The organism is Slackia sp., assembly GCF_977041755.1.
In genome coordinates, this window is the sequence record NZ_CDRRGL010000046.1 from 1 (window position 1) to 13,777 (window position 13,777).

General features: G+C 61.4%; 11 protein-coding genes. 5 read left to right on the top strand and 6 right to left on the bottom strand.

Annotated elements, in window-relative coordinates; all coding sequences use genetic code 11:
• Window positions 1-433, top strand: a 433-nt coding sequence (locus ACWI8T_RS04980; RefSeq protein ID WP_449138165.1) for a peptide deformylase, incomplete at its 5' end; no start/stop codon positions are given.
• Window positions 434-555: 122 nt separating this feature from the next.
• Window positions 556-2,151, top strand: a complete 1,596-nt coding sequence (locus ACWI8T_RS04985) for an FAD-binding oxidoreductase (RefSeq protein WP_449138166.1) — start codon at window positions 556-558, stop codon at window positions 2,149-2,151.
• 77 nt (window positions 2,152-2,228) lie between these two features.
• On the opposite strand, the gene ACWI8T_RS04990 is transcribed toward ACWI8T_RS04985, so the two are convergent.
• Complete coding sequence (locus tag ACWI8T_RS04990; RefSeq protein ID WP_449138167.1) at window positions 2,229-3,197, bottom strand: C-terminal binding protein; 969 nt, start codon at window positions 3,195-3,197, stop codon at window positions 2,229-2,231.
• 365 nt (window positions 3,198-3,562) lie between these two features.
• Between ACWI8T_RS04990 and ACWI8T_RS04995 the strand changes: the two genes are divergently transcribed.
• Complete coding sequence (locus ACWI8T_RS04995) at window positions 3,563-4,672, top strand: hypothetical protein (RefSeq protein ID WP_449138168.1); 1,110 nt, start codon at window positions 3,563-3,565, stop codon at window positions 4,670-4,672.
• A gap of 23 nt (window positions 4,673-4,695) precedes the next feature.
• On the opposite strand, the gene ACWI8T_RS05000 is transcribed toward ACWI8T_RS04995, so the two are convergent.
• The gene (locus ACWI8T_RS05000; RefSeq protein WP_449138169.1) at window positions 4,696-6,150 is read right to left on the bottom strand and encodes a VirD4-like conjugal transfer protein, CD1115 family; all 1,455 of its coding nucleotides are present in this window, start codon (window positions 6,148-6,150) and stop codon (window positions 4,696-4,698) included.
• 396 nt (window positions 6,151-6,546) lie between these two features.
• Window positions 6,547-7,140, bottom strand: coding sequence for a ClpP family protease (locus ACWI8T_RS05005; RefSeq protein ID WP_161957493.1), 594 nt, complete (start codon window positions 7,138-7,140; stop codon window positions 6,547-6,549).
• A gap of 518 nt (window positions 7,141-7,658) precedes the next feature.
• On the opposite strand from ACWI8T_RS05005, the gene ACWI8T_RS05010 reads away from it, so the two are divergent.
• Together ACWI8T_RS05010 and ACWI8T_RS05015 are read left to right on the top strand one after the other, a co-directional pair.
• Window positions 7,659-9,272: a peptide chain release factor 3 gene (locus tag ACWI8T_RS05010; RefSeq protein ID WP_288169601.1), complete on the top strand. Its 1,614-nt coding sequence runs from the start codon at window positions 7,659-7,661 to the stop codon at window positions 9,270-9,272.
• 718 nt (window positions 9,273-9,990) lie between these two features.
• Window positions 9,991-11,709, top strand: a complete 1,719-nt coding sequence (locus tag ACWI8T_RS05015) for a SulP family inorganic anion transporter (RefSeq protein WP_449138170.1) — start codon at window positions 9,991-9,993, stop codon at window positions 11,707-11,709.
• 128 nt (window positions 11,710-11,837) lie between these two features.
• On the opposite strand, the gene ACWI8T_RS05020 is transcribed toward ACWI8T_RS05015, so the two are convergent.
• The 3 genes from ACWI8T_RS05020 to rhuM form a co-directional block, all read right to left on the bottom strand.
• Window positions 11,838-12,044, bottom strand: a complete 207-nt coding sequence (locus ACWI8T_RS05020; protein WP_449138171.1) for a hypothetical protein — start codon at window positions 12,042-12,044, stop codon at window positions 11,838-11,840.
• Window positions 12,045-12,314: 270 nt separating this feature from the next.
• On the bottom strand, window positions 12,315-13,301 hold the full coding sequence (locus ACWI8T_RS05025) for a hypothetical protein (protein ID WP_449138172.1): 987 nt from the start codon (window positions 13,299-13,301) through the stop codon (window positions 12,315-12,317).
• 212 nt (window positions 13,302-13,513) lie between these two features.
• A partial coding sequence (rhuM, locus tag ACWI8T_RS05030) for a RhuM family protein (protein WP_449138173.1) occupies window positions 13,514-13,777 on the bottom strand: 264 nt, incomplete at its 5' end.

Below are 13,777 nucleotides of genomic sequence, written 5' to 3' on the forward strand. Positions count from 1 at the left end.
CGACCACTTGAAAGGATTCTCCATGATTCGTCCTATCGTAAAGTCCTCTGCGCTGCTCTCGACGCCGAGCGTCGATGCCACGCCCGCCGATGCTGCCGTGGGCCAAGATCTGCTCGACACGCTTGCGGCGCATGCGCACGAATGCGTGGGGCTCGCGGCGAACATGATTGGCGTGCGCAAGCGCGTCATCGTGGCCGCGTGCGCGGGCGGCGCGGTGCTCATGTATAACCCCGAAATCGTGGAAGCGTCGGGCGAGTATCAAACCGAGGAAAGCTGTCTGTCGCTCGAAGGCTCGCGTCCGTGCATGCGCTACAGGCGCATCAGAGTCGCTTATCTCGATGCGTCGTTCACGCCGCGCAAAAAGTCGTTCTCGGGTTTCGACGCACAAATCGTCCAGCACGAAATCGACCACTGCGCGGGCATTGTGATTTAGGGACGCAATCGCTTCTCGCGCTTTCGCTGCCGCTGCGCGATGGCATATCTCGCTCAGCCGCGAAATGCGCTATGGTGAACATTCCTGCAAAAAGCTGAAAAGGCGCTCTGAAAGGGGAATCCATGGCTGAAATCGTGCCCTGCACCGACGAGTTTGAGGAATACCTGCGCGATGAATCACGCAGCGTGGGGTCTGCGGAAAGCATCGTGTTCCCCGAATCGGAGGTCGATGTGCGCGACGCGTTGCGCGGGCTGCATGCCGCAGGCGCGCCTGTCACCGTGCAGGGCGCGCGTTCCGGCTTGGCGGCCGGCGCGGTTCCCCATGGCGGCTGCGTGCTGAACACGTCGCGCATGAACCGCGTGCTCGGGCTGCGCCGCGGCTCCGACGGCCGCTTCTTCGTGCGCGTGCAGCCAGGCCTTTCGCTCATGGAGCTGCGCGATATGCTGCAGAAGGCGAATTTCGACACGGCTGGTTGGAGTGATGAAAGTCTCGATGCGTTGTCGCAGTTCAAAGCTGCTCCCGCGCAGTTTTTCGCGCCCGACCCGACCGAGGCGTCGGCGGCGCTTGGCGGCATCGTGGCATGCAACGCGTCGGGCTCGCGCAGCTATGCCTATGGGGCGGCGCGCCCGCACGTTGAGGCGATGCGCGTGGCGCTTGCCGATGGCGATGTTCTTGCCTTGCGCCGCGGCGAGGCGTTCGCGTCGGGCCGCGAGCTCCGCCTTGCGACCGAGAGCGGTCGCGAGCTGGTGTTGAACCTTCCCACGTACGATATACCGAAGGCGAAAAATGCGTCAGGCTATTTTGCGTCCGACGATATGGACGCGATCGACCTCTTCATTGGCGCATGCGGCACGCTTGGCGTGATTTGCGAGCTTGAGCTGGCGCTTTTGCCCGTGCCTGTCGAGGTGTGGGGCGCGAGCTGCTTTTTCCCAGGCGAGGCCGAGGCGGTCGAGTTCACGATTGCCGTGCGCGACGCGCTCGAGCATGCAACGGCTATTGAATTCTTCGACGGCGCCGCCCTCGATGTTCTGCGTGCGCAAAAGGCGAACAACCCGGCATTCGCCGATCTCCCCGAACTCGCCGACGATGCTCGAGCATGCGTGTTCATTGAGCTGAGCTGCGACGATGAGGAAACTGCCGAAGCCGAGCTCATGGTGCTGTGCGAGCAGCTGGAGGCGTGCGGCGGCGATGCCGAGGGCGCGTGGGTTGCGACGACCGAAGCCGAGCGCGCCGGCCAGCGCTTCTTCCGCCATGCGGTTCCCGAAAGTGTGAACATGCTTATCGACCAGCGCCGCCGTACCGATCCTTCCATCACGAAGCTCGGCAGCGACATGTCGGTGCCCGATGATCGCCTGCGCGACGTGATCGCGATGTATCGCCGCACGCTCGCCGAAGGCGGTTTCGAGAGCGCCACCTGGGGCCATATTGGAAGCAACCACGTGCATGTGAACATTTTGCCGCGCTCCGCCGAGGAATATGCGCGCGGCACTGAGCTGTTCGCGCAGTGGGCTGCCGGGGTGTCGGCCATGGGCGGCGCGGTGTCGGCCGAGCATGGTGTGGGCAAGCTCAAGGCTCATTTTCTCGAAGAAATGTACGGCGCCGACCATATCGCGGAAAGCGCGCGCATGAAGGCGCAAATCGACCCGAAAGGCCAGCTCGGCCGCGGGAATCTGTTTAGCGAAGAGGTGCTTGACGCCGCGCTGGCGGAACTGGCCTAGGCGCACGGGCGGAAAACGGGCAGGTGCGTTTGCCTGCTCAGTTCGCGGCGTGGCGCTCGCTTCGCCTGGTTCTTCCCTTAGAAACGCAGCGCTTCGGGGTTCAAGCAATCCATCGGACGCACGCCGCTCACGACGTCGATCGCGGCCTGCATGGCGCGGCGGCGAAGCTCTTCGCCCGATTCCTCCGACCAGTATGCCGCGTGCGGCGTGAGCACGGTGTGCGGCGCCGAAAGCAGCGGATGGTCGCGTTCGACCGGCTCGTTTTCGAATACGTCAATGCCTGCGCCCCACAGCTTGCCAGCATTGAGCGCTTCGGCGAGCGCCACCGTGTCGACAACGGCTCCGCGGGCGGTGTTCACGACGATGGCATCGGGTTTCATCAGGGAAATCGCGTGTGCGTCGAGCATGTGGCGCGTGTCGGGCGTAAGTGCGGTGTGGAAGCTCACTACGTCGGCGCGGCGGATGAGCTCCTCGTATTCCACGATGTCGTAGCCTTCGGGCGTGCGGCGCCCTGGCACGAGCGAGCGCGACGTGCATATCACGCGGAAGCCGAGCCCCGCGGCCTTGCGGGCGGTCGCGCGTCCGATTTCGCCCATGCCCACCACGCCGAACGTGCGGCCGTAAACCTGGCCCAGCGGGCGGTGGCGGGCGTAATCCCAAATGCCCGCGCGCATGTCCGCGTCGGTTTCGTTCATGCGCCGCAGCACGCATAAGGCAAGGGTAATGGCGTGGTCGGAAACTACTTCTGTGCCATAGCCGGGCACCACGCACACGGCGGTTTTGTTTTCCGTGGCGGCAGGCACGTCAATCGTGTCGTAGCCAATGCCCGTGCGGCTTACGACCTGCAGGTTTGGCAGCGTCGTGAACACTTCGGGCGTGAACGTGCCGTATGAGGTCACTATGGCGTCGGCATCGGCGGCGTTGCGAATGATGTCCTGCGGCTTGGGCCCTTGAAACGCGGCAATTTCAACGCCCGCGGCGCTCGCCATGGCAAATTCGAAGTCGTTGTTTTCGAAATCGGAGTCGGTGATGACGATTTTCGGCATGGCGGCAACCTTTCGAATGGGGAAGTTTCTCGACCGATTGTACAGCGCGGCGCGTGCCACGCCGAGAAACGTGTCGCGATTGGATTTGAGCGGTCGCTTTCTGCGCGCATCTGCCGTTTTCGCAAAAATAATCACGAAGTACGTAGGTCTTTGTGCGAGCGGCGCACAGTCGTCTTTGTGGCTTTGTAAAACCCCAGGTCACATGTTCTCGAAAAATCGGTCTTCTTGGCGACTTTCGGAGAACCTGCGCACTTCGCGATTATTCTTGCATGTCGCGCGTCGAAAAAACGAAGGGCGTTCGATGATGCCTGCCGAAAAGCGAATGGCGTACAATGGCAGCCGTCAAAAATCGCGATAGGAATGCCATGGACCAGAACTTTTACAATCTTCTTTATAACGGCTACACGGGCGAGTTTCAGCTGATGGGCGCGCTGTATCGTAATGGCCTCGACGCGCTGCGCCCGCCGGCCGACATGGGCGTCGATGTGGTGACGGTGAACTTGAAGGCTCAGCTTCAAGATCCATCGGTGCAGCCTGAAACGCTCATGTTCCAGGTGAAAACTGCCGTAGTTACCGTCCAGAAGGCGGGGGAAGGCATGCGCGGTTATACAACGGTGTACTTCATGTTGAAGGAAAGCGAAGTCGACATGCTGTGCGCGGCGCGAACCCGTGCGCTTGTGTGTTACGTATATGACAATCGCAACAGCATGCTGACCGATGCCTACGAGGCGCCATTTATTAGCTTCTGGATCGACGGCGAACATCTGCGCAAACTGCGCGAATCGGGCGCTTTCACCCAGGCCGACAACGGCAAGCTCGCGATTACCTGCCAGTTGCGCGAACCCGCCGATGAGACGGGTCACTGGTACGCGTCGGTTATCGACCAAATGGGCAGAACGGTCGACAACGGATATTTGGGAAGCCTCGAGGCCGATGGCAACAGGAAGGATTCTTTCGACGGGGCCGACCATTACAGCATTCGCGGGTATTTGGAACACGTGAGAAAGGCATCCCGCGACGCGACCTGCGATAACCGCGCGCTTGCGAAGGGGTTAGGGCCTGCTGCGGCGAAGTTGATTGGCACGCAGATTGCTGCTGCACAACCTGATGCTGCTCAATTTTCCGTCGCTCAGCCCGCTGGTTCGGAATCGGGCGCCGCGCAATCTGCCAGTGCACAAATCGTTGGCGAAAAGTCCGCCGCTGCGCAGTTTAGCGATGGGAAGCCTGCCAGTGCACAATCTGTTAGCTCGAAGCATGACGCCGGTCGACCAGTTAGTACGAAACCTTTCGTTGTCCAGATTGTTGGCGTCGGCTCGGACGTCGCACGGCCCAATGCTGCGCAGCCTGTCTCCGTGCGGCCGTCAATTGAGGAATCGGCCCCTGCGAAGCTTGCTTGCGAGCGGTCCGATGCTGCGCGACCTACCGATGCAGGACAAACCGACGAGGGTGCGGCGGAAGTTGAACTCCCCTGGTAGAGAGGTGACTCGCTGCCCTGCGCCTATGCCGCGGGGCAGGGGCTGAACGGTTCGTCGGGCTCGTCGAAGTCGAAGAACTCCTCGAATTCCCATTCGTCGGGCGTGCCGAAAACCGCTTCCGCCTCGGCGCGCTCGAGGCATGCGGCGAGCTCGGGGTAGCGCGGGTGGTCTTCGAGACGGAAGGCCTGCTCCATGCGGCCGCGCTGCCCGCGCACGAACACCCACCACATGCCGGCCGGGGTTTCGAGCAGCGCGCTCGCCGGCTTGTTGGCGCGCGTGGCGAAGTACTGCGCGGTTCGCTCGTCTTGGAAGGCGAGCACGAGCTGCGCGTCGCAGTTGCCGATGATCGAATTCGCGGCGGGCGTTCCGTAGCGCGCTTCAAGCTGGCTTATGGTTTGGCAAATGATTGTGCAGCTGATCTCGCGGCTGCGTATGACCGCCAGCACGTCGTCGATGTGCGGCAGGTTCAGGTTCGCGAAATCGTCGAGTACGAATCGTACGGGCACGGGCAGGCGATGGTTGGGGTAATCGTGGTCGGCTGAATCGCAAAGCGCGCAAAACGCCTGGCGAATGAACATGCTCGTGAGCCTATCGAGGCTGCGATCCATGTCGTTGATGGTGACGAACAGCGCCCGTTTTTCGCGGCCGAACGAGCGAAAGTCCACCTGGCGCGCGCGGCGATACGCTTTTGTGGCCTCGGGGAAGCCGAACGGCATGAGGTTCGCCGCAAGAATCCCCAGAATGCTCGAATGCATCTTCTCGGCGCCGCAGGTAACCCTCGTGCGACGGTAGAGCGCAGGCGCAAACGCGCCCGGTTCGTCGGCATCGAGCTGGGCGAACATCCTGTCAACGCGGCCGGAACAGGCGGCCTCGAACACCTGCATCACCGATCCCATGTGCCACTCAGTGCTCGGCAGCGCCTCAAGCACGTAGGTGATGTAGGCGCACAGGTAGTTCGCGGCGGCTTGCGGCCAAAATGGGTCGCTTTCGTGGTCTTCGATGGGGCAAATCGCCGAGGCGATGGCGATGATGTCTTGCTGAAGGGGTTCGCCGTCGACGAAACGCACATTGGCGAGTGGGTTGTAGCCCACGGTGCCTCCCATGGTTGAGAAGTCGAGCTGGTCGACTACGTATCCCGCTTCGGCCAGGTAAGGTCCCACTTCGCGATACAGGCTGCCCTTGCAGTCGAGCACGATGTAGGAGCCCGATGCCTGCAGCAGGTTGGGTTTGACGTGGTGGCGGGTTTTGCCGCCGCCCGAGCAGCCCAGCACGAGCACGTTGTTGTTCAGACCGCTTTGCCAGGTGTCGGTTTCGATTTCGGTATGGGCGGTGAGCAGGGTGCGTCCGCGGTATGCGAGGCGTGGGTCGCACGTGTCGGCTTCATGCATGAGACCCGATTCCACGGCGGCGTCGGTCCAAGGGCCGCGCCCAGTTTCGGCTGCGTTTTCGACGAAGGTTTCGAATTCGGCGATTTTCATAAGGTTCTCCTTAAAAGGGCTGTTGACGAATGGGGAATGGGTCGGCGTGTTCGTTCGCGAGGGATGCGGGGAATGCGGCCGACGCGGTCGTTGGTGTGATTCATGGGAGAAGCGCGCCTCCGACCTTGCGCCGCGTTGGACCGCGGCGATCTTGCGCTGCGTCACATTGCGCCGCGTCGCGCTCAGTGTTGGGCCTCCCTGACCTTGCGTTGCATTGCGCCGCGCCACGCTGCACCGAGCTCGGTGTTGGGTCGTGCTCGCGTTGGGCCGTACCGAGTTCGGTATTGGGTCATGCGCATGACGACTGAACTCGCGCCGCGTTGTGCTCGGCGTTGGGGTCGCGTGCATGATGGCCGTGACCGCGGCGCGCATCGCGGCCACGACCGCGCGCCGCTTCTAGAGCTCGCGAATCACGCGGTCGGCCAGATGTGCGGCAACGGCCTCTTCGGCTTCGAAATACGTGTCGCGGGCCGTGAGCTCGAACACGCGCTCGAGCGGCATGCCGGTATGTTCGGCTATGACCTGCGCGGTTATGTCGCGAATGCGCATCAAATCGTCGGCGCGCGCCTTTACAGAAAGGGCGCTTCCGCCCACGCCTGCGCCGCCGATGAGCGGGTCGTGAATCATGACGCGGCTGTGCGGCAGCATGTCTCGCGTGTCGCCGGCGATAAACAGCAGTGCGGCCATGCTGGCGGCAAGCCCTAGGCACACGGTGCGCACGGGGCAGCTGATGGCGCTCATCACGTCGTAGAGTGCCAACCCCGATTGCACCTCGCCGCCGGGGCTGTTGATGAACAGCGTGATGGGTGTGGCGGGGTCGGCTTTCTGCAGGTGGCGTAGGCCGCGGATGATATCCGCGACCGACTCCGCGTCGACGGGCCCGCACAATTCGAGCTCGCGACAGGCGAGCATCTCGTCGCGCATGTCGAACCGTTCGAGGCCAAGTGCGGTTTCTTGTGTAATTTGGGGCGAGTAGACAGATGTGCTCATGCCATTCCTTTCGAAGGGCGCAAATGCGCAGGCGGATAGTCGTGGCCGGTTCGGCTTAAAGCGCACGAAGACGCCAAGGGCCGACCCTGCCATGCATGTCCTCGTATTCGGTTGTAGGAAGAAAAGGAACGAGCATGTAATACGCCGCGACGCCGTACGCCGCTTACAAGCAAGGCCCGCCGTTGCAGACCCCATGTCGTTCAGAATGCGAAAAGCCTGTAACACGCTTTGGGAAGCAAGGCCCGCCGTTGCCGCCCCCAGTGCTTTCGCGATAAAAAGCGGATTGCTCCGCTGTCGGGTGCATTTCGACTATAGCACGCAGCTCTTCGGTCTTGCAAGAAAAAATCGGACAGCTGTTCGAAATAATATTCCCATCAGGAGTTTTATGTAAGGAGTCTCCGCTTTATAAAGTGTTTTCGAGACGCGTGCTATAATTTACCAGTTTGTATGCATTCGCCCGCATCGCCGGCCGCTTTTCGGCGTGCATCGCAGCGGGCGCACCCATAGAAAGGACCCCCGTGGCACCACTTGCCGACCAAATCGCCTCGCGCCGCACGTTCGCGATTATTTCGCACCCTGACGCAGGCAAAACCACGCTCACCGAAAAATTGCTGCTCTATACCGGCAGCATTCAAACCGCCGGCTCGGTCAAAGGCAAATCGTCTTCCAAACACGCCGTGTCCGACTGGATGGACATCGAAAAGGAGCGCGGCATTTCGGTCACGTCGTCGGTGCTGCAGTTCACCTATGACGGCTGCTGCGTGAATATCCTTGACACCCCTGGCCACCAGGACTTTTCCGAAGACACGTATCGAACGCTCATGGCTGCCGACGCTGCCGTCATGGTCATCGACGCCGCCAAGGGCGTCGAGGCGCAAACCAAAAAGCTTTTCAAGGTCTGCACGCTGCGCCATATCCCTATTTTCACGTTCGTGAACAAGCTTGACCGCGAGGCTCGCGACCCGTTCGACCTCATGGAGGAAATCGAGTCGGTGCTCGGCATTGGCACGTATCCCATGAACTGGCCCATCGGCTGCGGCCAGAACTTCCGCGGCGTGTTCGATCGCCAGGCGCGCCGCGTGATCGCGTTCGAGGGCGACGGCCACGCGAACGCCACGAAGAAGGTCGCCGAAATCGAAGCCGAGCTCGGCGCGCCCGAGCTGGGCGAGCTCATCGGCGAGGCGAACCACGAGAACTTGATGGACGACATCGAGCTGCTCGACGGTGCGGGCGACGAGCTCGACTACGCCGCTGTGAGCTGCGGAAAGCTTTCGCCGGTGTTCTTCGGTTCGGCGCTCACGAACTTCGGTGTCGAGCCCTTCCTGAAGGAATTCCTGCGCCTGGCGCCGAGCCCGCTGCCGTACACCGACACGCTCACTGGCGAACAGGTCGACCCGCAGCGCGACGATTTCAGCGGCTTCGTGTTTAAAATCCAGGCGAACATGGACAAGAACCACCGCGACCGCATCGCGTTCGTGCGCATTTGCTCGGGCAAGTTCGAGCGCGGCATGGAGGCCTTCCATATGCAGGGCGGCAAGAAGCTCAAGCTCGCCACGGGCACGTCGCTTATGGCTGACGACCGCGCGATTGTCGACGAGGCGTACGCGGGCGACATCGTGGGTCTGTTCGATCCGGGCATTTTCAGCATCGGCGACACGGTGTGCACGGGCAAAACGCACGTGCAGTTCCCCGAAATTCCCACGTTCGCGCCTGAAATGTTCAGCCGCATCACGCAGGTGAACACGCTGAAGCGCAAACAGTTCGTGAAGGGCATGGAGGAGCTCGCTCAGGAGGGCGCCATCCAGATTTTCCGCGAGCCGGGCTTCGGCATGGAAAGCGTTATCGTCGGCGTCGTGGGCGTGCTGCAGCTCGAGGTGCTCGAGCAGCGCCTGAAGAGCGAATACGGCGTGGAAGTGCGCCGCACGGGCCTTCCGTACACCGACGTGCGCTGGATTAAAACCGACCCGAAGACGTTCGAGTTCTCGAGCCTGAACGTCACGCGCGACACGCTCAAGGTTGAGGACATGCGCGGGCGCCGCCTTCTGCTTTTCACGAGCCCGTGGAATGTGAACTGGGCGGTCGATAAGAATCCCGACATCGAGCTTTCCGAAGTGGGCAACTGGGAAGCGTAAGGCTTGCGGCGCGCCTCGGAAAAGGGTGCGTTATGGATATGGCTGCGCGCGACGGCTCTTGATTCAGGTCGGTTGCGGGCGCGCCTTGGAAACAGGCCTCGCCATAAACGAACCCCGGATGCGCCTCAGATGCTCGCTGCGTTCGGGTGTGGGCGAGCGCAGGCGCGCTTTAGGTTCGATTCGGCGTTGTTCAAACGCGGGCGCGCTTCGGGGCGCTTTCGTCTTTCGGCGGGTTGTTGCCTCGCCTTGACGCTCGCTTGCGGGCAAGTTGTGCCGCGGCATTGGCGATTTTGTGTGGCGTGAGCAGCCGCGTTGCTGAGCCGTTACAATACGAACCCTCCCATGCGCGCCTTTTGGCGATAACTGAAGAATTCAAATTCCACCCGGGGTTGCCTGGGTGGAATTTTTCTGTCCCAAATGCGGGATGGGGAATGCGCGTGCGAAATGCCCAGTTGGGCGTTCCTTATGAAGGAAATCCTTTGCCGGGGCGCACTTTATTGGGCGTCTTCGCTTGGAAACTTCCTGCTTGGAACGACGCTTCATTTGGGTGCCGGCCTGGACAAAGTGGCCTTGCTGACTGCGCTGCCGCCCGACTAAGAGGTCTTTGTTCGGCCTGTTCGGCCCGCTTGGTCCTGTCGGGTTTTCTTGGCAGTGCGGCTTTTGTCCCGGGCGACGCGCGCGACACGAACGACGTACGACGAAGAGGAATTGAGAGCCCTTGCAGCGCGACAAAATCAAACCGATCCTGTTCAGTATCATCAAGCACTCGAGCAAAGAGGAGCTTAAAGAGCAGCTCCCCCGCGACATCGTATCGGGCATCGTGGTTGCCATCGTGGCGTTACCGCTTTCGATTGCGCTGGCGATTGCTTCGGGCGTCGGTCCTGAGCAGGGCTTGTACACGGCAATCGTCGCGGGCTTCCTCATCGCGTTTCTCGGCGGTTCGCGTGTGCAAATCTCCGGTCCTACAGCGGCGTTCGCGACCATCGTTGCCGGCATCGTCGCGACCGACGGCATCGATGGCCTCGTCGCGGCGACGCTCATTGCCGGCGTGCTGCTCGTGGTTATGGGTCTGCTCAAGCTGGGCACCATCATCCGCTTCGTTCCGTACACCATCACCACGGGCTTCACGGCGGGCATCGCGGTGACCATCGTCATTGGCCAGCTGAAAGATTTCTTCGGGCTCACGTATCCCGCCGGCACGGTGACGGTCGAGACGGCCGACAAGGTTTCAGCGCTCGCGGCGAACTTCGGCACCTTCAATTGGCAGGCGCTCGTGGTGGGCGCGGTGTGCCTCGCGGTGCTGTTTTTGTGGCCGCGTTTGGGTGCGCTGGGCGCCAAGGTTCCCAGCTCTCTTGTCGCCGTTGTCGTGGGCATGGTTATGGTGCCCCTGTTCGGCATGAACGTGAGCACCATCGGCGATTTGTACACCATTAACGCCGGTCTGCCTGAGCTGCATGTACCGCAGCTTTCAATCAATTTGCTGCGTGAACAGCTTCCCAACGGCATCACCATCGCTATTCTGGCCGCCATTGAGTCGTTGCTTTCGTGCGTTGTTGCCGACTCCATGATCAGCTCGCACCACCGCTGCAATATGGAGCTCGTGGCTCAGGGCGTGGGCAACATGGGCTCGGTGCTGTTCGGCGGCATTCCCGCGACGGGCGCCATTGCGCGCACGGCCGCCAATGTGAAGAGCGGCGGACGCACGCCGGTTGCCGGCATGGTGCACGCGCTCGTTTTGCTCGTGGTGCTCGTGTTCCTTATGCCGTATGCGGCGCTCATTCCTATGCCGACCATCGCGGCCATTCTGCTGCAAGTCGCTTACAACATGAGCGGATGGCGCAATTTCGCGCACCTGTGCCACACGGCTTCGAAGGGCGCGGTCGCCACGCTTTTGCTCACGTTCGTGCTTACCATTGTGTTTGATCTGGTGACGGCCATCGCGGTGGGCATGCTCATTACCGTGGTGCTGTTCATGAAGATGGTTTCCGAGGAAACCGAAGTTAAAGGTTGGCAGTATTACTGCGACGCCGATTCCGAGGTCACGCATTTGCGCGAGCTGCCCAAGAGTGTGCGCGTGTACGAGATCAATGGCCCCATGTTCTTCGGCATGACCGACCGCATTACCGACATTTCGGTAAAGGAGTTCACGAAATACCTGATCATCCGCATGCGCGGCGTGCCGTCGCTCGACTCGTCGGGCATGAATGCGCTCGAGAATCTCTACGATTACTGCGAGGAAAATGGCGTGGAGCTCATCTTCAGCCACGCTAACGAGCAGCCCATGAAAACCATGCGACGCGCTGGCTTCGTCGACCTGGTTGGCGAGGAGCACTTCCGTCCGAACATCGATGACGCCATCGCTCACGCGCGTGAGCTGCTCGAAGCCGAAGAGGCTGGGAAGGGCGTCAAAGGGGCGAAAGTCGAAAAGGCTGCGTAGCGCGAAAGCCGTTAAAGCCGCACGTCGAAAAGGGTGCATTAAACCATAGAAGGGGCCGTTGTGGCCCCTTCTTGCATTGCGGGAGGTGGCTTACAGCGCAAAATGCTCGAGTTGCGCGGCGTTATCGACTAAAGCTTGCGTAGCGTTATGGCAATGGTATTGAGGTATCCCAGCGCGCCAGCCGCGATAGCAGCGCGATCGCCTTGCGCGTAGGGATTGTCGCACGCGAGCCAATCGGCCCATGCCTCAGCGGTGCATTCCATAGCGTGCATATCGACGATTTCGACTCCTTCGGTTTGCGAGATTATAGCTCGCCACCAGTCGATATTATGCATATAGTCGAGCTGCTCGGGCGTTCATGATTTGAACAGGCACGTTGGCAAGTTGCTGTGGCAATCGCGCGCCATGCCGGGGAAAGGAAAAAGTAAGGTTGCCTGCGGGGCGAGACCTCCGTCGTGTTCGTTCGGTTTCCTTGTGTTGCTCTTTGCTGGTCGCGTTTGGGTGCGGTGCCTCATCGACGGAAAACGTCGGGTTGCCCGCCTCGCGCAATAGATGTTGCAAAGTATGGTGCTCTGACCTGGGGTTTTACGTTTTTATATCCCAATTTATCCTAAGTGCGCCTGTTTTTTGACATACGCCGCGGCGAAATCCTCGGCTAGCTGCTCGGTGGACGGGCGCAGATAATGCTGCCCCGTCACGCCGGGAAGCTTGTGCCCCATGAGCAATTCGAGGGTGTCGTATCCGACGCCCCATTCGAACTGAGCGAAGGTGCGCCACGAGTTGCGCAGGTTCGCGAACGGTATTCCGCCGAGCTTTCTCCACATCGCTCCGGCTGCGGCTTTCCCCATCTGGCCCGCGCCCATCATGCAGAGCCATTTGAGGCCGTCGGCGGCGCGTTGGTCTCGCACGCGCAAGAGCGCATTGCAGTAAGGCTCCGGGATTATCGCCTCGCGGGCGCTCTGGGCGTTCTTCGTGCGCCCCACAACCTCCCCGTTCATGTTTCCAGCCTGCTTGGTGATTGACGCGACGGCGAAGCGCACGCCGCCTGCCTCTATCTCGCGCACGTCCTCGACGCGCACGGCGAGCGATTCGCCCGTGCGGCACCCGCCGAAAGCGGCCAGGATGTAGGCTGCCTCGTACGGCAGCCCCTCGACTCTGCCGAGCATCGCCTCCGCCTGCCTTAGCGTATACACGTTCTTCTGGTGCTCGGAAGATTTATGCGGCATCTCGTATTTGCGTCTGAATGGATTCGCGGGCATCTGGTCGAGGTTGACGGCGAAGTCAAGCGTGCGGCGCATGACGACGAGCGCCCAGTGCGCGTTGCCGTAGGCCATGCCGTCGAGCCATCCCTGCACTTCGGGCGGCTTGATTTGGTCTATCGGGACATCCGCCCATCGGCGCGCGCAGACGCTATCCCAGGCGCGCTTGTAGCTATTCGGCGTGCTGCTCTCGCTGCCCTCGTACTTGCGTTCGAGCCACGGCAAGTAGCGCGCCTCGTATAGCTGGCCGACCGTGGGCATGGCGCGCTCGTCGCACCTGGTCGCTTGGATTTTGGCCAGCTCGCTGCAGGCCTCGCGGTAGGTGCCGTACACGGTCCTGCTCCTGCGCCTGCGGCCCTGCGGCGTGTTCTCGACCCAGCGGAGCACGTACTTCTTGCCGCGCGCGGCCTCCGTGACGGAACCCCCGGCGCGGCGCCTCGCTTTTCGTGGCATAATGAAACCGTCTTCCGTTATTCGGTCGGTACCCTTTCGAACCTCGCGCCAGAGACTGCACTCCCGTATGGCGCGGGGCTTATTTTGCTTGTCTAGCTTTTCAGCTTCTTTACTGCCTTTTCGAAATCGTTCTCGTACGTCGCATCCTGCAATTTCCGGTATTCATCGAATCGCTCGTGCGCGATTTTGTCGGCCGTCTTCTTGTTGCGGTCGCCCAGCCCTTTCAGCACTTCGCGTCCATTGAATGTCAGGAACCCGTCGAGCAGCGCGACGCATTCCTCCATGCTCGTGAGCTGTTGGCGCTCGGCGCGCATCTCCGCGGTGTCGAGGAACATCGTGACGAGCCGGTTGAGGTC

Excerpts from the sequence above, each read along its gene's own strand:
- ACWI8T_RS05000 (WP_449138169.1), bottom strand. The coding sequence starts at position 6,150 with ATGAAAATCGCCGAATTCGAAACCTTCGTCGAAAACGCAGCCGAAACT.
- ACWI8T_RS05020 (WP_449138171.1), bottom strand. The coding sequence starts at position 12,044 with ATGCATAATATCGACTGGTGGCGAGCTATAATCTCGCAAACCGAAGGA.
- ACWI8T_RS05005 (WP_161957493.1), bottom strand. The coding sequence starts at position 7,140 with ATGAGCACATCTGTCTACTCGCCCCAAATTACACAAGAAACCGCACTT.
- ACWI8T_RS04985 (WP_449138166.1), top strand. The coding sequence starts at position 556 with ATGGCTGAAATCGTGCCCTGCACCGACGAGTTTGAGGAATACCTGCGC.
- ACWI8T_RS04995 (WP_449138168.1), top strand. The coding sequence starts at position 3,563 with ATGGACCAGAACTTTTACAATCTTCTTTATAACGGCTACACGGGCGAG.
- ACWI8T_RS04990 (WP_449138167.1), bottom strand. The coding sequence starts at position 3,197 with ATGCCGAAAATCGTCATCACCGACTCCGATTTCGAAAACAACGACTTC.